18 protein-coding genes are annotated in these 18,350 nt (G+C 65.8%); 10 read left to right on the top strand and 8 right to left on the bottom strand.

Going from position 1 to position 18,350, the window contains the following annotated elements; genetic code table 11:
• Window positions 1-72: 72 nt before the first annotated feature.
• Window positions 73-789, top strand: coding sequence for a DICT sensory domain-containing protein (locus WDJ57_RS20060; RefSeq protein ID WP_338902795.1), 717 nt, complete (start codon window positions 73-75; stop codon window positions 787-789).
• 19 nt (window positions 790-808) lie between these two features.
• On the opposite strand, the gene WDJ57_RS20055 is transcribed toward WDJ57_RS20060, so the two are convergent.
• From WDJ57_RS20055 to WDJ57_RS20035, 5 genes are all read right to left on the bottom strand, one after another.
• Window positions 809-1,963, bottom strand: coding sequence for an acyl-CoA dehydrogenase family protein (locus WDJ57_RS20055; RefSeq protein WP_338902793.1), 1,155 nt, complete (start codon window positions 1,961-1,963; stop codon window positions 809-811).
• 88 nt (window positions 1,964-2,051) lie between these two features.
• Entirely contained in the window at window positions 2,052-2,654 is a 603-nt protein-coding gene (locus WDJ57_RS20050; protein WP_338902792.1) for a chemotaxis protein CheC, read from the bottom strand.
• Window positions 2,655-2,763: 109 nt separating this feature from the next.
• Window positions 2,764-3,432 carry an O-methyltransferase gene (locus WDJ57_RS20045; protein WP_338902791.1) on the bottom strand — a complete coding sequence of 223 codons (669 nt, stop codon included), beginning with the start codon at window positions 3,430-3,432 and terminating at the stop codon, window positions 2,764-2,766.
• 45 nt (window positions 3,433-3,477) lie between these two features.
• Window positions 3,478-4,287 (bottom strand): BtpA/SgcQ family protein, encoded by an 810-nt coding sequence (locus WDJ57_RS20040; RefSeq protein ID WP_338902790.1) that lies wholly within the window; start codon window positions 4,285-4,287, stop codon window positions 3,478-3,480.
• Between the two features lie 466 nt (window positions 4,288-4,753).
• A complete protein-coding gene (locus tag WDJ57_RS20035; protein WP_338902788.1) occupies window positions 4,754-5,338 on the bottom strand; it encodes a thioredoxin family protein in 585 nt (194 codons plus the stop codon).
• A 120-nt stretch (window positions 5,339-5,458) separates the two neighbouring features.
• Between WDJ57_RS20035 and WDJ57_RS20030 the strand changes: the two genes are divergently transcribed.
• Window positions 5,459-6,307 (top strand): alpha/beta fold hydrolase, encoded by an 849-nt coding sequence (locus WDJ57_RS20030; RefSeq protein WP_338902786.1) that lies wholly within the window; start codon window positions 5,459-5,461, stop codon window positions 6,305-6,307.
• 41 nt (window positions 6,308-6,348) lie between these two features.
• Here WDJ57_RS20030 and WDJ57_RS20025 read toward each other — a convergent pair whose 3' ends face one another.
• Together WDJ57_RS20025 and WDJ57_RS20020 are read right to left on the bottom strand one after the other, a co-directional pair.
• The gene (locus WDJ57_RS20025; protein ID WP_338902784.1) at window positions 6,349-7,623 is read right to left on the bottom strand and encodes an MFS transporter; all 1,275 of its coding nucleotides are present in this window, start codon (window positions 7,621-7,623) and stop codon (window positions 6,349-6,351) included.
• A gap of 58 nt (window positions 7,624-7,681) precedes the next feature.
• Window positions 7,682-8,008 carry a hypothetical protein gene (locus tag WDJ57_RS20020; protein WP_338902782.1) on the bottom strand — a complete coding sequence of 109 codons (327 nt, stop codon included), beginning with the start codon at window positions 8,006-8,008 and terminating at the stop codon, window positions 7,682-7,684.
• 94 nt (window positions 8,009-8,102) lie between these two features.
• Between WDJ57_RS20020 and WDJ57_RS20015 the strand changes: the two genes are divergently transcribed.
• The 8 genes from WDJ57_RS20015 (at window position 8,103) to WDJ57_RS19980 (ending at window position 16,870) form a co-directional block, all read left to right on the top strand.
• Window positions 8,103-8,591: an Lrp/AsnC family transcriptional regulator gene (locus tag WDJ57_RS20015; protein ID WP_338902781.1), complete on the top strand. Its 489-nt coding sequence runs from the start codon at window positions 8,103-8,105 to the stop codon at window positions 8,589-8,591.
• Window positions 8,588-9,733: a pyridoxal phosphate-dependent aminotransferase gene (locus tag WDJ57_RS20010; RefSeq protein WP_338902780.1), complete on the top strand. Its 1,146-nt coding sequence runs from the start codon at window positions 8,588-8,590 to the stop codon at window positions 9,731-9,733. The genes WDJ57_RS20015 and WDJ57_RS20010 overlap by 4 nt, the downstream gene beginning before the upstream one ends.
• A 116-nt stretch (window positions 9,734-9,849) precedes the next feature.
• Window positions 9,850-12,369, top strand: a complete 2,520-nt coding sequence (locus WDJ57_RS20005; protein ID WP_338902778.1) for a type II/IV secretion system ATPase subunit — start codon at window positions 9,850-9,852, stop codon at window positions 12,367-12,369.
• A complete protein-coding gene (locus WDJ57_RS20000; protein ID WP_338902777.1) occupies window positions 12,366-14,579 on the top strand; it encodes a type II secretion system F family protein in 2,214 nt (737 codons plus the stop codon). The genes WDJ57_RS20005 and WDJ57_RS20000 overlap by 4 nt, the downstream gene beginning before the upstream one ends.
• Before the next feature lie 184 nt (window positions 14,580-14,763).
• Complete coding sequence (locus WDJ57_RS19995) at window positions 14,764-15,339, top strand: DUF7282 domain-containing protein (RefSeq protein ID WP_338902776.1); 576 nt, start codon at window positions 14,764-14,766, stop codon at window positions 15,337-15,339.
• A 98-nt stretch (window positions 15,340-15,437) separates the two neighbouring features.
• Window positions 15,438-15,761, top strand: coding sequence for a hypothetical protein (locus tag WDJ57_RS19990; RefSeq protein ID WP_338902775.1), 324 nt, complete (start codon window positions 15,438-15,440; stop codon window positions 15,759-15,761).
• A 73-nt stretch (window positions 15,762-15,834) separates the two neighbouring features.
• Entirely contained in the window at window positions 15,835-16,533 is a 699-nt protein-coding gene (locus WDJ57_RS19985) for an AzlC family ABC transporter permease (RefSeq protein ID WP_338902774.1), read from the top strand.
• On the top strand, window positions 16,523-16,870 hold the full coding sequence (locus tag WDJ57_RS19980) for an AzlD domain-containing protein (RefSeq protein ID WP_338902773.1): 348 nt from the start codon (window positions 16,523-16,525) through the stop codon (window positions 16,868-16,870). The genes WDJ57_RS19985 and WDJ57_RS19980 overlap by 11 nt, the downstream gene beginning before the upstream one ends.
• 296 nt (window positions 16,871-17,166) lie before the next feature.
• Here WDJ57_RS19980 and WDJ57_RS19975 read toward each other — a convergent pair whose 3' ends face one another.
• A complete protein-coding gene (locus tag WDJ57_RS19975) occupies window positions 17,167-18,222 on the bottom strand; it encodes a tyrosine-type recombinase/integrase (RefSeq protein WP_338902772.1) in 1,056 nt (351 codons plus the stop codon).
• Window positions 18,223-18,350: the final 128 nt, after the last annotated feature.

The following is an 18,350-nucleotide window of genomic DNA, read 5'->3' as shown; positions in this document are numbered from 1 at the left end:
CACTTTTCGGGTGCAGATTCCTGATGCCGGCGGAACATCTAACCCCGTGGGGAGCCTTCGGACACCTGTACTATGTCCCTGTCGGAACTCATCGGCGGCGTCGAGGACCACGAGAAGACACTGACGGTCTTCAACGCCGAGGCGTCGGTCGTCGACGAGTTCCGCGCGGCCTTCGCCGACCGGAACATCGAGGTGACGAGCGAGCGGACCGCGAGCGGCAGACCCGGCGAGTTCGTCACGCTGAGCGAAGACGGCGACGTCGTGACGGCCACGGGACTGGAAGAACTCCGGGCGCTGCTGGCCGAGGAAGCGACGCTGGACTTCGAGGAGCGGCCGTACCAGCCGCTGCTCGACCACCTGGACGAGACGATGTTCACCTCCTGGGACACCGAACGGATGGTCGCGGCGTCGCGGGAGATAGAGGACCGCGCGTTCCGCGTCGGCACCGGCCGGCTCCACGCCGGGTTCCAGTACGTGTCGACGCTCCGGAACGAACTCCCCATCTACGAGCGTCTGGCCTCGACGGACGTCGACGTCCACGCCTACGCCGTCCCCGACGAGGACCCGCCCGAGCACGACGGAGTCACGCTGCACCTCGAACGCGCACGGGAGATAGAGAACTCCTGGTTCGTCGCCTTCGACGGCGGCGACGACGAGTGGGCGACCTGTGCTCTGCTGGCGGAGGAGCGCGAACCCCGCAAGTTCTACGGGTTCTGGACCTACGACAGGTCGACCGTCGACTGGATTATCGAGCACCTCGATACGACGTACGGGCCGCTGACGCCCTGAGACGGGAGACGGAGCAGGCCTACCGCGGTGCCTGGTTGTAGATGAGGTTGCGCTGGACGGCGTTTGCCCCCTCGTAGATGACCGGGATGCGCACGTCGCGGTAGACGCGGGCGATGCGGTTCTCCGTCAGCACCGACCGGCCGCCGTGGAGTTGCATCCCGCGCTCGGCACAGAACACCGCGGACTCGGTGGCGTCGGCCTTCGCCAGCGCCGCCCAGTAGCCCGGATAGTCCTGGTCGGCGACCTTCTCTGCCGCCCGCCAGGTCAGCGCCCGCGAGGCCTCGAACTCCATGCGCATCTCAGCGAGGTCGTGTTGAACCGCCTGGAACTCGTCGACGGAGCGCCCGAACGCCTCGCGGTCGTGGACGAACGCCGACGCCTCCTCGATGGCCGCAGCTGCAAGCCCCAGCCCGTGACCGGCCACGATGACGCGGCCGTGGTTGAAGAACTCGGCGAGCATGTAGAACCCCGCTCCCTCGGCCCCGACGAGGTTCTCCGCGGGAACGCGGCAGTCGTCGAAGACGATGTGGGCCTGCTTCGAGGCCCGGAACCCCATCTTCTCGGGGATGTGCTCGGCGTCGTAGCCCTCGGTGTCCGTGGGGACGATGAACATCGAGTAGTTGCCGTAGCGGTTGTTCTCGTCGTCGCCGGTCTTCGCGTAGACCGTCACCCAGTCGGCCTCGACGCCGTTGCCGATCCAGTACTTCTCGCCGTTGAGCACGTACTCGTCACCGTCTTTCTCGGCGGTGGTTGCCATCCCGGCGAGGTCGCTGCCGGTCTCCGGCTCCGAGACCGCCAGCCCGGTTATCTGGTCGTTCTCGGCGACGGGGCGGACGTACTCCTCGATTTGCTCCTCGCTCCCGTGCTCGTAGACGATTTCGGCCCCGAAACTCGCCAGTTGGAGCGTCAGCGCGATGCCGGCGTCGGCCCGGTAGAACTCCTCGGCGATTGCCAGCACCTCAGCCAGCGAGAGCCCGCGCCCGCCGTACTCCTCGGGGACGTCCTGTGCGACCAGGCCGGCCTCCATCCCGGCCTCCAGTATCTCCCAGGGGTACTCGCCCGACGCGTAGTACTCCGCCGCCGCTGGCGCGATGTGCTCCTGTGCGAACTCCCGTGCTTCCGCCTTGACCGCCCTGACCTCCTCGGGGACGATGCTGTCTTCCAGTAGCTCCATGTCCCGTGGTAGGCCTGGACTCACATATACGGTCGGAAACGCGGATAAATCGAGAACTCGTTTTCAGTTCATCAACCGGGTGAACGCGTCAGACTTCGATTTCCTGCATCAGCCCGACCAGTTCTTCGAGTTCCGGGAAGGTGTAGACCTTGACGTTGATGTCGGACTCCAGCGCGTGGACGCGGGAGTCGAACATCAGCGCCATCTCGTCGTTGCGGCCGCCGACCAGGTCGTCGACCATCCCGCTGCCGGGGCCGTACGTGAACGACGGCGTCGACATGTCGATGGTCGTGTTGAGCACGTTGGCCCACCCGTCAATGAATCCGGAGGTCATGATGTTGCCGATCTCCTGGATGGCGGACCGTTCCATGTCGGTGAAGCCGGTCTCGGAGGGGTCCGTGTCGCCCATGTCGCCGATCATGCCGTGGGCGAGTTCCTTCGCGCTCGCGGCGTTGAACAGAAAGAGGATGTGCCCGTGGGGCGGTTCCAGCATCTCGATGCTGATGCCGATTTGCTTCTGGTGGCCGACGTGGGTCTTGATGTCCGGGATGTCGATGAAGTTTATCTTCGTTATCTCCATCTCCGTCTCCATCCCGGTCATCTGGCTCAGGTGGCTCGCGACCGTGTTGCCGCCCTCCTTCGCCATCTTGTTGAACAACCCGAGCTTCCGGATATCGATCATCAGGCTCATGAATGGAACTGGCTACTGGCGGTGGGTTGCCAGCGGACGCATATAACTCATCGCCCCCGATTTTTACAATCGAGAACTCTACGACGCTCCCCTTTGTGGGTTCAGTCGCTCACTCGACGACGGTCACCGCGACGCCCTCCCCGAGCGGCAACAGGGCCGTCTCGCAGTCATCCTGCCCGCGGACGTGGGAGAGATAGTCGGCGATGCCCCTGCTGCCCGAGGCCGCGTCGGGACGTTCCTCGCCCCGGAGTAGCCCCAGCACGTCCTCGCTGTCGACGATGCCGGCAGTGATGGCGTTGTCCGCGACGACGACACCGCCGGGGCTGACCTTCTCCCGGACCGCCTCGAACGCCTCCCGGTAGCGCGGTTTCTCGTTGTCGACGAGCACTACGTCGAAGGGGCCGTCGTAGCGCTCGACGGTGTCGATGGCGTCGCCGTGTTCGAAGCTTGCGCGGTCGGCCAGACCGCCGCGCTCGAAGTACTCGCGAGCGTCGGCCAGTTCGTCGGCGTCGACCTCCGTGAGCACGACTTCGCCGTCCTCGGGGAGCGCACGCGCGAACCAGTACGCGGAGTAGCCGAAGCCGGAACCGAACTCGAAGACGCGGCGGGCGTCGACGAGGCGGGCGAGCAGGGCCAGCCACCCGCCGACAGCGGGGCCGACCGTCGGGAACCCCTCCTCGTCGGCGCGGCGGTCCATCTCCCGGAGGACGTCGTCCCGGTCGGGACCCAGTTGCTCCGCCAGCGATGCGACCGTGCCGTCGATGTACCCGGCCGTCATGCGCCCGCCTACGCACCTCGGCCCATTAACGTGAGTGCCCAGGCGTCACCGCTCGCCGGCGGCCGCCACGAGGCGCTCGACGCGCTCGGGGTCGACCGGCTCTCTGGTCGCGCCGCCTTCCTTCAGCGCCGTGCCGACGATGAGTCCGTCAGCGAGGGCCAGCAGGTCGGCCGCGTTCTCGGGCGTGACGCCGCTGCCGACGAGGACGGGGACGTCGGCGTCGACGTCGTCACGGGCGTCGAGGACGGTCCGGAGTTCGTCTGTCTCGGTGCGTGCGCCGGTCGCCGGCCCGGAGACGACCAGTCCGTCGGCGAGTCCGCGGTCGATGGTCTCTGTCGCCAGTTCTCCCACGTCGCGCTCGGCTATCGGCGCGGAGTGTTTGACCGCCACGTCGGCGAGAATCGCGACGTCGGCGTCGATTCGCTCCCTCTGTCTGAGGGTTTCGTGGGCCTGCCCGTCGAGGACACCCTGGTCCGTCACCCGGGTGCCGGTGTGGACGTTGACCCGGACGAACGCCCCGCCGCTGGCGGCGGCCACCGAGAGCGCGGCCCCGGCGTCGTTCCGGAGGACGTTGACACCGTGGGGGCAGTCGACTGCGTCGCCCACCGCCCCGGTGGCGGCGGTCATCTCCGCGACGACGTGGTCCGGTACCGTCTCCGGGTAGAACGGCGCGTCGCCGAAGTTCTCGACCAGGACCGCGTCGACCCCCCCGTCGGCCAGAGTGGTCGCATCTCCCAGTGCGCGGTCGTGGATGTGCTCGCGACTGCCGCCGAACTGCGGCGCTCCGGGCAGCGCCGGCAGGTGTACCATTCCGACCACCGGCGACGCGCTCCCGAAACGTGACTGGAGGTCCATACGCGGGCCTGGGAGTGCGTCCGGGAAAACTGTGTCCGGTGCTCGCCGCGATATCGTGGTTGTTACTACCAAACAAATTTCAATAAGGTTTAATATCTACCCCGCCCTACCTGAGAGTGCGCGGAAACCCATCCGGGCCAACTGGACGGTCTGCCGAAGACCGCAATTGCGGGAAGCGGCAGGCTGGGAACGGCCCGTAAAATCATAAGCGGCCGGTCCGAAGGAGAACCACACCACACCGAGTGTGTCCCTTCCGGAGGGGGCACATGAAGGCCAAGTACCGCTGGTCGAGCAATCGGCCGGTGAGAAACTGACGGCACGCCGGTGAGATTCCAGCGGTTGTCAGAAGGGCTGTAATGGAGGTGGGGAAAACGTCTCCAGTCCAGGTCTGGTTGGGTACCGCGCTACCATTCATACCGTATTCGCGCTCAGGAGCGACAGCGACGCACGCCGCCCGCTCACCCGCTCAGTTCCAGTACTCCGGTTCGTTGCCGTCCTTCCACTTTATCGAACAGCCCCGCGAGGGGCGGAACTCCTCGTCGACGGACTCGCCGGCGAGCACACTGTCGATGTGCTCTTTCATCTCCCGCTCGGTCGGTTCCTCCTCGGGGTTCAGCGCGTCGTCCAGCCGTCCGTGGTAGACCAGCCGGAACGTCCCGTCCTCGCGCGCGAACAGGAACGGGTCAGGCGTGCACGTCGCGCCGTAGGCGGCGGCGACCTCCTGGCTCTCGTCGAACAGGTACGCGTCGTACTGGACGGTCCCGTCCGCGACGTACTCCTGCATCTTCTCGAAGGAGTCCTCGGGGTACTCCTCGGGGTCGTTGGAGCTGATACCCACGACGGCGACGTCGTCGTACTCCGCTGCCAGCGCGTTCAGTTCGTCGAACTTCGCCTGCGCGTACGGGCAGTGGTTGCAGGTGAACACGACCAGGACGGCCTCGTTGTCGGCGAAGTCCGACAGCGAGTACGTCTCGCCGTCCGTCCCTGGGAGTTCGAAGTCCGGTGCCTCGTCGTCGCGCTCGAGTACTTCCACGGAGTCTGCTGCGACCATACCCGTCCGTTCGCCTCCCACGGCCTAACGCCTTCGGCCCGCGGCAAGCACCTGCCCGGGTCAGTCCTCGACCTGCCCGGGTCGGTTTTCGTTTAACTCCCTCGCGGCCGTAGCTCCGATATGCCGACCGTCCAGACCGACGACCTCGCTACCTACTACGAGTCCCGTGGCAGCGGCCCGCCGGTCGTCTTCGTCCACGGGGCAATCGTCGACCACACCCAGTGGGCACCACAGGCGGCGGCGCTCGCCGACGAGTACACGACGATATCTTACGACCTGCGCGGTCACGGCCGGACGGGCGGTTCCGATAGAGACGCCTACTCGGTAGAGTTGTTCGCCGACGACCTCCGCGGACTCTGTGAGGCGCTGGGCGTCGAGCGGCCGGTCGTCTGCGGGCTCTCGCTCGGAGGCGCTATCGCACAGGTGTACGCCGCCCGGCACCCCGACCGACTCGCCGGGCTCGTCCTGGCCGATACGTTCGGTCCGGAGCCGCTCAGTCGGGGCGAACGCCTCCAGCGCCGGCTGTTGGTGCGTCTCGTCCCCCTCGTCCGACTCGTCGGCTACGAGTGGGTCGAGCGCGCCATGGTCGCGGTCCAGGAACGGTTCGACCGCGGCGTCAGCGGCAACTACGGGTCCATCGAGCGCATCCGTGCCGAGGGGCCGCGGATGGCGACCGACGAGTTCGACAAGGTGGTTCGGGCTCTCGCCGCCTACGAGGACGTCGACGTCGACCTCTCCACCGTCGCGGTCCCGTCGCTGGTACTCTACGGCGCGAACGAAGCGTCGTTCATCCGCCTGCACGTCTCGCGACTGGCGTCGACACTCCCCGACGCTACCGTCAGGGAGGTGCCCGGCGGGGGCCACGCCTCGAACCTGGACAACCCCGACTTTGTCACCGACGCTCTCCGGGAGTTCCTGGCTGGCGTCGACTGGTCCGAATCCCGCGGTCCCGTGGTCGGAGACGCCTGACAGAACGTCCGGTAGTTCCGCCTGTCCGGCGTCTCGCCGGCTCAGTCGTCACCGGGCTGTGGTCGCGCGACGGACCCCCCGCCGGCGGCCCTGAGCACGACGGCCGTCATCGCGAGCGAGAGCAGTCCCAGGCCGGCCATCGCCGCGAACGACGAGGCGGTTCCCATGGTGTCGGAGACGTAGCCGAGCACCGGCGGGGCGACGGCCGCGCCGCCGGAGATGCCGATGGTGACGAGCCCGAAGTTCTTCCCGATGTTGTCCGACTGCGAGAACTGGTCCGCCAGCGTCGCACGCGCCGGGCGGCTGTAGTCGATGGTCGCCGCGAGCACGAGCACCAGCCCGCCGGCAAGGACGTACGGGACCATCCCCGAGGCGAGCGCGCCGGTGACGGCGACCAGCGCGAGGTAGCCGGCCACGAGTACCGCCGCCGGCGAGTACCGGTCGGTGAGCCAGCCGCCGCCGAACATCAGGACGGCACCGACGACGAACATCGCGGAGACGAGCACGTTCGCGGTGGCCTCCTCGAAGCTGTAGACGCCCGTCAGCAGCGGGAGCGTCTGGGTCTTGATGCCCCAGGCGGCCATCGAGGTGACGAGCCAGAGTACCGTCAGCAGGACGATGCCCGAGTCCGACAGCATCTCCCGCAGACTCGCTGTTGCCCGCCCGGGGAGTTCGCGGACGCGGGCCACCGTCCACGGTTCGTCGGCGCGGCTCGTGTCGCTCGGGGCGGTAATCTCGTCGTCGACGTAGCGCCGGAACGTCGTCACGCAGACGACGGCGTAGACGGTGCCGATGGCGGCGATGGCCCCGAGCGCGGTCCGCCAGTCGCCACCCAGCGTGACGACGGCGGCGACGATAGCGGGCGGCGCGGCGAACCCGAGCGCCCCGGTGAAGCCGTGGACGCTGAACGCTCTGCCGCGCGTCCCGGGGTCGGTGGCCGACGACAGCAGCGGGTAGTGCGCGGGGTGGTGTCCGGCGACGCCGACGCCGAGGACCACCTGGGCGGCGAGCAGCGTCGCGTAGCTCTCCGCCGTCGCGGTCATGATGGCACCGACGGCACCGAACCCGAGTGAGATGGCGAGCATCGGCGTGCGCCCCTTCGTGTCGGAGAGGTGTCCAAAGGGGAGTTGCAGGGCCGTCACCACGAACCCGAGCAGGCCGACGGCCAGCCCGATCTGGGCGACGCCGACGTCCAGGTCCGTCGCGAGCGCCGTCGTCACTGGCGGCAACAGCATGAAGTACATGTGGTTGACGACGTGGGAGCCGCCGACGAGACCGACGACGAGCGCGCCCTGGGTGTCACGAAACGGGACCACAGTATCACGAGGAAGCCCGCGGACCGACTAATGTGTCACGGAACGGCCGTTCGGACGCTCACTCGGCCTCGACGTCGAGGCTCTCTGCCAGCGCGCGGTCGAACTTCCGGGCCGCGGCCAGCGCGTCGCTGCCCTCGTTCAGGACGAACCTGGCCTCAGTGTCCTCGCCCTCGTCGTCGACGCGTTCGAGCATCCCCGCGTCCACGAGGTCGCCAATCGTGTCGTCGAGGTAGAGCGTCTTGAGAGCGATGTTCGCGGCGTCTGCGAGTTCAGAGCGGGTGTACTCCTGGGTCCCGTCGAGGTCGACGAGCGCTTCGATGAGCTTTGCCGCTTCGTCCTGCTCGGCGACGAGCGACCAGCCGGAGTCGGGGAGGTCCTGACGCATGTGCGAGGGATTCGGAGCCGTCGTTTATAAAGGGTGCAGAGACGGTCCGCCCGCGGTAGCAATTCTTATGTCGCTGGTCCGGTGGCCTATGAGTATGAGTACTCGCGACGACGTGCTCGACCTGCTCCGGGAGAACGCCCGCTTCACCGTCGAGGATATCGCCCGTCAGACCGGCAGCGACGCCGCAGAAGTCGAGGAGGTCATCGCAGACCTCGAAGCGTCGGGCGCCCTCCGGGGATACCGCGCCGTCGTCGACTGGGACGAACTCGACCGCGAGCGCGTCCGTGCGGTCGTGGAACTCAACGTGAAACTCGACCGCGAGACCAGCTACAACGACGTGGCCGAGCGTATCGCGAAGTTCCCGATGGTCGAGTCGCTACATCTCGTCAGCGGCGACTACGACTTCATGATGGAGGTCGAGGGCGAGTCGATGAGCAAGGTCTCCCACTTCATCAGCGAGAAGGTCGCTCCCGTCCCCGAGATTACGCAGACGGTCACCCACTACGTCATGGAGTCGTACAAGGAGAACGGCATCGTCTTCGGCGGCGGCGACGACGACGACCGCCTGTCTATCTCCCCATGACGTTCGACATCGCCGACCGCGTCGAACAGGTCCCGCCGTCGGGTATCCGCCGGTTCTTCGAACTGGCCGAGGAGATGGACGACATCATCTCCCTGGGGGTCGGTGAACCGGACTTCTCGGCGCCGTGGGCGGCCCGCGAGGCGGCCATCGCGTCGCTGGAGCAGGGCAAGACCTCCTACACGGCAAATCGCGGCCGCAAGGACCTCCGACAGGCCATCTCCGGCCACGTCGCGGAGCGCTACGACCTCGACTACGACCCGGACGACGAGATTCTGGTCACGGCGGGCGCGAGCGAGGGCATCGACCTCGCCTACCGGGCGCTGGTCGACCCCGGCGACACGGTCGCCGTCGCCGAACCCTGTTACGTCTCCTACGTCCCCGGCGTCATCTTCGCTGGTGGGGAGGTGCTGTCTGTCCCGACCCGCGCCGAGGACGAGTTCAAACTCACCTACGAGCGCCTGCAGGAGACCGGTGCCGAGGAGGCGGACGTGCTGGTGATGTGTTACCCCAACAACCCGACGGGGGCGACGATGACGGGTGAGGAACTGGAGCCGATAGCGGAGTTCGCCCGCGAACACGACCTGACGGTGTTCTCCGACGAAATCTACGCGGACCTTACCTACGAACACGAACACACCTCCATCGCCACGCTGCCGGGCATGCGCGAGCGGACTGTCGTCTTCAACGGCTTCTCGAAGGCCTACGCGATGACCGGGATGCGACTGGGCTACGCGATGGCCCCCGCCGAGGCGACGACGGCGATGAACCGCATCCACCAGTACACGATGCTCTCTGCCCCGACCACCGCCCAGTACGCGGCTCTGGAGGCGCTGGAGACCTGCGACGACGAGGTCCAGAGCATGGTCGCCCAGTACGACCGGCGGCGCAACTTCGTCCTCTCGCGGTTCGAGGAGATGGGGCTGGAGTGTTTCCCCGCCGCGGGCGCGTTCTACGCCTTCCCCGAGTGCCCGTGGGACGACGCCGACGAGTTCGCCGAGGCGCTCCTGCAGGAGCAGGGCGTCGCCGTCGTCCCCGGGTCTGCCTTCGGTGAGGGCGGCGACGGGCACCTCCGCGTCTCGTACGCGACGGGACTGGCCGAACTGAAAGAGGCGATGGCCCGCATCGAACAGTTCATCAGCTGACGGGTTCGTTCTGTCATTCTGAGGGGTAAGGTGTGCTTATCGGCAGCGGACGGACGCCGCCGCTGCGTTTCCCCGTGACGTAAAGTTTTTTCACTCTAAGGGGTAGATGATGCGTAATGGCAATCGATGACACAGGGGGCGGGGACGAGCAGGCCACGTCAGGGGTGGACGTGGGCGGCGAGGACTCGGTTGCAGTCGGGTCGTACTCCTGGAGCGACTTCCGTCGCGAGGAGCACGACGGGGGAGAGTTCGACCGCGGCGAGTACCTCGGGTTCGAGCCGCGGGACCTGCCGCGGAAACTGGAGGCGGGGGCCAGCGCGGCCAAGACGCTGCGGGAGCCCTTCGAGGAGTACTGCGACCCGGGGACCACTCCCACGGTCAAGGGGGAGTACACCTGGGAGCACTTCAAACGCGAGTACTACTACGCTGCCGACGGCTCCGTACCCCGCGACAGCGAGGGCCGCCAGGAACCGTTCGAACCGGAACAGTACCTCCGGTTCGACCCGGCGGAGGTGGACGAACGCCTGAGCCAGGGCGAGTCGCTGGCCAGTGACCTGGCGTCGCTGGTCGACGAGCGGACCGTCGACGTCGCGGAGGACCTGGACGAGGACGACTTCTTCTCTACGCGCGAGGGGCACACGACGGTCGTCAACCGCTACGACCTGGAGAAGGCGGTGCCGCTGGAGAAGAAGACACACTTCGTCGAGGAGAACCGCTACTGGGTCAACAAGCCCTACGCCTGCGTCGTCATCTTCCACTCGCGCAAGGAGAACGAGCGGAAGTACTACGTCGTCGAGCCGTACATGAACAGCATCGAGGCGGAGCTTCAGGACTTCCTGTCCGGCAAGCTCAAGACGGCCATCAAGTACTCCGAGGACGACGTCATCGTCCAGGGCAGCGAGGCCGACCGTGCAGAGGTCATCCAGCGCGAGGCCGAGCGACTGCTCAAGCGGTACGGGCTCTACGAGGGGCCGTCGAGAGCACCGACGACCAACGGCGACGAGAGCTTCATCGGCCAGATGAAGGGCATCCTGGGGATGAGCGAGGAGTCCGGCCCCGTGGACGTCGAGGAGACGGGGCTCGACGGCATCTCCGTCCGTCCCGAACCCGTTCTGCTCGAAGAGGACGGCGAGACGCTCTCGGAGTACCAGGTCGACAAGATACTCTACATCCTCAAGCGCAACTTCATCGGCTACGCGAAGATAGACGCCGTCAAACACGACATCAACGTCGAGGACATCTCCTGTGACGGGTACAACTCCCGCGTGTTCGTCTACCACACCGACTACGAGCAGATTATCTCGAACATCGAACACGGCGAGACGAGCCTGGACGACTTCGTGGTCAAACTCGCCCAGCGCTCGGGCAAGGGCATCTCCAAGCGCCAGCCCCAGGTCGACGCCACCCTGCCCGACGGCTCGCGTGCCCAGCTCACGCTCGGCCGGGAAGTGTCGGACCACGGGACCAACTACACAATCCGCCAGTTCAAGGACGTCCCGTTCACCCCCGTCGACCTCGTCAACTGGAACACGTTCAACCTGGACGAGATGGCCTTCCTCTGGCTGTGCATCGAGAACCACAAGTCGCTCATCTTCGCCGGTGGTACTGCGTCCGGGAAGACGACCAGCCTCAACGCCGTCTCGCTTTTCATCCCCTCGAACGCGAAAATCGTCTCCATCGAGGACACCCGCGAGGTCGAACTGCCCCAGCGCAACTGGGTCGCCAGCGTCACCCGGCCCTCGTTCGGCAAGGACGACACCGGCGACGTCGACGAGTTCGACCTGCTGGAGGCCGCGCTCCGGCAGCGCCCGGACTACATCGTGATGGGTGAGATTCGTGGCGAGGAAGGCCGGACCCTGTTCCAGGTCATGTCGACCGGGCACACCACCTACACGACGTTCCACGCCGACTCCGTGGGCGAGGTCATCAAGCGGTTCACGACCGACCCCATCAACGTCTCCAAGACGCTGTTCACGGCGCTCGACCTCGTCTCCATCCAGACCCAGACCCGGGTGGGCGGCCAGAAGGTCCGCCGGACGAAGGTCCTGACCGAGATAAACGAGTACTCGCCGGAGAACGACGAGATAAACGTCCGCGACGTCTACGAGTGGCGCGCGGAGACGGACAACTACATCCAGATGGGGTCGTCGTCGACGCTCGAAGAGATCAAGTTCGACCGCGGCTGGGCACAGGAGCGGCTGGACGAGGAACTGTTCAAGCGCAAGGTCGTGCTCTCGTATCTCATCCAGGAGGGGCTGAACACCTACACCGAGGTGGCGGCGACCATCCAGGCATTCATCAACGACCCCGACACGATTCTCACCATCATCGCCAACGACTCGCTGGCCCGCTCGCTGGAGGACCTCCGCGAGATGGAGTCGGTCCAGATAGACATCGAACCCGAGAAGGAGGAACTGGTCCCGCGCCCGGAGGCGTCGGACGCGGTCCTCGACGAGACCAGCGAGATTCTGGAGAACGCCGGGCCGCTGCTCGAACGCTACCGCGAGATGGAGTCCTCTGACATCGCGTCGGCGCTGTCCGGGCTCCAGGACGACTCCGGCACCGGCACTGAGGAGGAGGCCATCGACTTCGGCCAGTTCGTTCCCAAGGCTGGGTCGGAGGACGACGAGGAATGAGCCTCGACACCCGCACCGAGGGGGAGTTCGGCGGCGGTGCCCGCTCACCCCTGGGAGACACCTTCTACCCGCTGTTCAAGTGGCTCTACGGCGACGACAGTTCGTTCGTCGCCAGCGTCCAGAAGAAACTCGCACAGGCCCGGATGGCCGACAACGTCGAACTGTTCCTCTCGCGGGCGCTGGGCGTCGGCGCTATCGCCGGCCTGGCGCTGTGGGCCCTCGGCGTGTTCGCCGGGTACCTCGCCGTCCAGCTGTTCGGCGTCCCCTCGATTCTCCCCTTCGAGCTGCCCGACGCCGTCGTCGCGCTGAAGACGCCGGCGGTCATCCTCTTTGCCGGACTGGTCTTTGGCTCCATCGGGTTCGCAATCGGCTTTGGCTCGCTCGTCTCCATCCCCTATCTGCGGGCCAACGCCCGCGAACGGGAGATCAACACGCTTCTGTCTGACTCCATCTCTTTCATGTACGCGCTGTCGGTCGGCGGGATGAACCAGCTCGAAATCCTCCAGGCGATGGCACAGGGCGACGACACGTACGGCGAGGTGGCAAAGGAGTTCCAGTCCATCGTCTTAGAGACCGAGTACTTCGATACGGACTACCGGACGTCGATACGGAACCAGGCGCTGGAGACGCCCAGCGACGAACTCTCGCAGTTCCTGACCGACATGCTCTCCATCATCAACTCCGGGGGGGACATGACGGACTTCCTGGAGGACCAGAAGGACAAGCACATGCGGACGGCCAAACAGGAGCAGGAGAAGCTGCTGGACACGCTGGAGCTGTTCGGCGAGATGTACATGACGCTGTCGCTGTTTCCGCTCCTGCTCATCATCATCCTGGTCATCATGAGCCTGATGGGCTCGGGGAGCCAGAAGAACCTGCTGTACGGCACGGTCTACGGCCTGATTCCGCTCATCGGCGTCGGCTTCCTCGTGCTGGTCTCGACGGTGACGCAGGACGAACTCGGCGACGGCTACCTCCGGCCCGACAACGACCAGGAGTTCATGGTCAACGAGGGCATCGGCGTCTTCAATCCGGGACTCGTCGAGCGCTACACCGGCGAATACAGCGTCTTCGACCGTATCAAGCGCCGCGAGGGGACCCACGAGCTGATGGAGATTCTCCGGGCACCCCACCTGTTCTTCCGTGACCACCCGCGGATGGTGCTGGTCGTGACCGTCCCGCTCACCGTGCTGGCGATGATCGGTGCGATTGCGACCAATCCGGACCTGCTGACGCTGGATTACCTGAAACGGAACGTCATCTACGGGACGGTCATCTGGGTGTACCTGCCGCTGTACCTGAATCTGCTCCCGCTGGGCATCTTCTACGAGTGGAACGTCCGCTCGCGGCGTGGCGTGCTCACGAATCTCTCGGAGAACCTCCGGAAGCTCGCCAGCGCCAACGACACGGGCATGACGCTGCTGGAGTCCGTTCGCATGGTCTCCGAGACCTCATCCGGACGGCTGGCCGACGAGTTCGAGACGATGCACGCGAAGGTGAAATACGGCACGAACCTGAAGGGTGCGCTCCGGGAGTTCAACAACAAGTACCACATCCCCCGGCTGGCTCGCACGGTGAAGCTCATCAGCGAGGCCCAGGAGACGTCGAGCCAGATTCAGGACGTGCTGTCGACGGCCGCGCAGTCCTCCGAGAACCAGGACGACATCGACCGCGAGCGCAAGTCGCGCACCCGGATGCAGACTGTCATCATCATCATGACCTACCTGACGCTGCTGGGAGTGATGGCGCTGCTCCGGGTCCAGTTCATCGAGGTCATCGGCGGGCTGAGCCTGTCGGGTGGCAGCGGTGCCCCGACCGGCGGCGCGCTCGGCGGCGGCGGTGGCGGCTCAATCGATCCGGAACTGATGTCGATGCTGTTCTTCCACGCGGTGACGCTCCAGGCGATTATCTCGTCGTTCATCGCCGGCTACATCCGCAACGTACAGCTCATCTCCGGCGTGAAGTACGCGCTCGCGCTCGCGACCATCTCGCTTGTGGTCTGGATTGCCGTCGAACAGGTGGCGAGCGGGGACGGGAGCTCCGCAGAGGCGCTGCTCCTGCTGGTCGGCTCGACCGGCGTCTCCCTGTCCGGCACCAGCGAGCGCGAGAACAGCGACGTCGCCCGCTCGCGCGCTCCACGAGAGGTGGAGACAGGGCGACGACATCGTCACGCGGGACAGACAGGGTCCGGCGGCAACCGCGACGCGTGACTGTCCGGTGAACGAGGGAGTGTATCCGTCGACCGTCGCTCGCTATCTGTGACCACCCGGCCACCAACCGGGGGTGGATGGGGAGTACCAACGCAGGATTACCGCGGGATACCGTATCTATAACCAAGGGCGCAGCGGCGGGCTCTTCGGTGAGATGAGACAGTTATCAGTATCCGGACTCGCAGTGGCAGTCGTCGCGCTGACACTGTTGGTAGGAACAGTCGCGGCGACCGGGCCGGTGGAGTCGCCCCGGCAACTCGCCAACGAAACCGGCGACAACGCCACCGACGGCCCGGCGACGGCAAACACCACACTCCAGTTCGACAACCAGACGCTGCTCGACTCCAACGTCACGGTCGCGTCCGCGAACCTCTCCGACGGCGGTTTCGTCGCCATCTATAACGAGACCGGCGGCATTCTCGCCGCCTCGGAGTACCTCGAACCCGGGCCCCAGACGAACGTGACGGTGACCCTTCCGACGCCGCTCCCACTGGGCGATGAGGAGGGCAACCTGACGGCGAACGTCTCCGACGGGCAGGCCACCGACGGCAACCGGACGGTTACCCTCGTCGCGCTCGCACACCGCGACACGAACGGCAACCAGACCTTCGACTTCGTGACGACCAACGGGACCGAGGACCTGCCGTACGTCGCGGTCGACGACGCACTGGTCACTATCCCGGAGAACGACACGACCGGCGGGCAGGACAACGTGACAACCGACGGGGAAACGGCAGGACAGGGGTCAGCCGCCGAATAGAGAGGGGCGCCCGCGGCGACTTGCCGACCCTCCGACCATCTGAATAAACCGGGTGGCCGGTGACAACGCTTACGCAGTGGCGGTCCCAGCGGGGATACATGGACGCACCAGTCGGTTCGCTCCCGTCGCGCCCGCTCCGACGGGACGAGGTGGACCGCTTCACCGAGTTCGGATCCATCGACGGCGTCTTCCCTATCTTCGACGCGGTGGCGGGAGACGGTGAGACGGCACGCGGCGTCGCCCTCGCGGCTGACGGCCGTCTCTACGCGCTCGCCTATCGCGACGGCGAGTGGCACGAAGTCGAATCGGCCGCCATCACGCCGCTCCCGGAGGACGAGGATGGGCCGTCCGGTATCCACGTCGACGACCGCCACACGCTAGAGGAACTCCACGACGAGATTCGGGCGTTTCTCGGCCGGTAGCGGGTGGGTCCCGGCGTCTGCCCGCCGGGTGCAGATGGGTACCTGTAAACCGGGGCACGACGAGACTGTGGACATGGACGCTGGTTCCTTCCGCCGCGGGGTTCGTGACATGGCACCCCTGCTGCTCGGTGTCGCGCCCTTCGGCATCGTCGCCGGGATTGCAGCGATGGACGCAGGCCTCTCGCTGGTGCAGGCCGTCGGGATGTCTGTCGTCGTCTTCGCCGGGGCATCGCAACTCGCCGTCCTGGAGCTTCTGGACCAGGGGGCGCCGCTGTCGGTCGTCGTCGTCACCGCAGTCGTCATCAACCTCCGAATGTTGATGTACTCGGCGTCGATTGCGCCGTACTTCCAGTCCTTCGCCGCGCGGACGAAGGCCAGCCTGGCGTACCTGCTGACCGACCAGGCTTACGCGCTCTCGATATCGCGCTATCGCTCGGCGGACGGCGTCGACCGGGTCGCCTACTACCTCGGTGCTGCGAGCGCGCTCTGGGTCGTCTGGCAGATAACGACTGTGGCTGGTGCGGTGGCCCAGGCAGGCATACCAGAGTCGCTGGGGCTCGAATTTGCCGTCCCGCTGGTCTTTCTCGCCCTGCTCGTGCCGGCGATGGAGGACGGGCCGACGATCGTCGCCGGACTCGTCGGCGGAACCGTCGCCGTCGTCGGGACCGGGCTCCCGCTGAACCTCGGACTGCTCGTCGGGGCCACCGTCGGCATCGTCGCCGGCCTCGCAGCCGAGACGCGCATGGAGGTGGACGCGAGCGATGCCCACTAGCTACGCCGACCCGGCGCTGTGGGCCGTCATCGGCCTCATCGGCGTCCTCACGTACGTGATTCGCGTCTCCTTCATCGCGCTGTTCGGCTACTTCGAGGACATCCCGCCCCGGCTGGAGCGAGCACTGCGGTACGTCCCGGCAGCAGTTCTCGCCGCGCTCGTCCTGCCGTCGTTCGTCGCACTCGACGCCGGTGGCGCGGGTCCGGAAGTCGACAGGCTCGCCGCCGGCGCGCTCGCCGCGGGGGTGGCCTGGCGGACGGAGAACGTCTTCGCCACGATGGCCGTCGGAATGGGGACACTGTGGGTGGTTCGATTTCTGGTGTTGCCCGCGGTGTAGTGAGGGGCAAAGTCCCTTCGTGTCGACGGACGACCCTCAGTAGACGGCGAGTCTCGACAACTAATTCACTGTCGTCTGGTCGAGTGAGGAGGGAGAAAACGCGTGATGGACTCGCCGGGGTTCTCGCGAGCAGAGCGAGCGAGAAGTCGGCGAGAGAACGAACGGATGTGAGTGGACTCGCCGGGTTTCAAGCGATAGCGAGTCCCGCCGGCCGAAACTATTGAATAGGTGAACACGGCTCCTCCATTCTGTTGTATTGGGGGCAACATAAACTCCCTTGCCACATTGAGTCATGTCTACGGCCCCTCCCACAACTCGCGCCGAACACGCATTTTCTCGCGCTCGCTCCGCTCGTCGTAGTGTTTGTCCAGAATGTCGGCCGACACGTTCATTCTGTCAGACACGACCTCTTGGGGCGTGCCCTCGCGGAGAGCGGCCGTGATGCTACCACGCCGAATAGGGTGAGGCGATAGACTCGACGGACACTCCGAGAGCGAGTCGTAATTACGGTACTCGCACGACTCCGGCTCTTTGTCGTGGGGACACTCGCCGTAGGTACACGGTTGCGTCAGCCGGTAGACCCACGTCCGAACAGTCCCCTCAGTGGGGCGACCCTGCTCCGAGGTAAGTAGCGGCTCCCGTCCGTAGTCGTCCGTCACGTCGTTGCGGTTGTGGTCTATGTAGTCCGAAATGACGGCCCGGTAATGCTCGCCGACGTGAATACTCCGCTCCGCTTTCTCAGCGTTCTTGAGCGGCGTCTCCGACTCCGGCCGGTGTCGAACCTCAAGGCACGGCTCCCCGGTGTCGAAGTCGTCCACGTCAAGCGCCCGGAGCGTCCTTAGCCGAACACCCGTGTGCCACAGGATGCCGAAAACGACGTGTTCTCGACTTGCGTATTTGAACCGATTCAGGTAGTCGAGAATACGCTCCGCCCGCTCCACCTCAATGTATACGTCCTTTGACTCCTCCTCGTCGCTCGTCTCAGGAATGAGTACCTGCTCGCGCAGGCCCGGCTCCACCGCGTCAATGCTCGCCGCGAACTCCAAAAACGACCGGAGCGTCCGTAACTCGTTCTTTAGCGTCATTATTGCCACGTCGCGCGTCCGCCAACTCCGATAGAGGTGGAGATCGCGCCCCGTGAGCGTGTTCAGATTGTCAATGTCCTGCTCCTCACACCACTCCAAAAACGTGTCAAGCCGGTTTCGGTAATTGTAGACCGTCTTTTGCGACAACTCGGCCTTTCGAGTGTCAAAATACAACTCGACACCCTCGCTCGGTGCAAGTGGCTCTAATTGTCCGCTCGGTGCGTCAGTCCGGTGCCCGGTGTTGGGCGCGTCCTTTCGTTCGGACATGGGTCGAAGCCACGCGACACCGAACACCAGAAAAAAGCCAAACCCTTTGTGGGTGGGGCTACAACCGTTAAATGGACTTTCAGCGGTTGTAGCCGGCTTTTCCCGGCTCATTTATTCTCGCTTTGAGA

The sequence above is a fragment of the Salinibaculum sp. SYNS191 genome (assembly GCF_037338445.1).
Lineage (GTDB): Archaea > Halobacteriota > Halobacteria > Halobacteriales > Haloarculaceae > Salinibaculum > Salinibaculum marinum.
The sequence above is the reverse complement of the archived record's forward strand: the minus strand, read 5'-3'. Positions and strand labels throughout refer to the sequence as shown.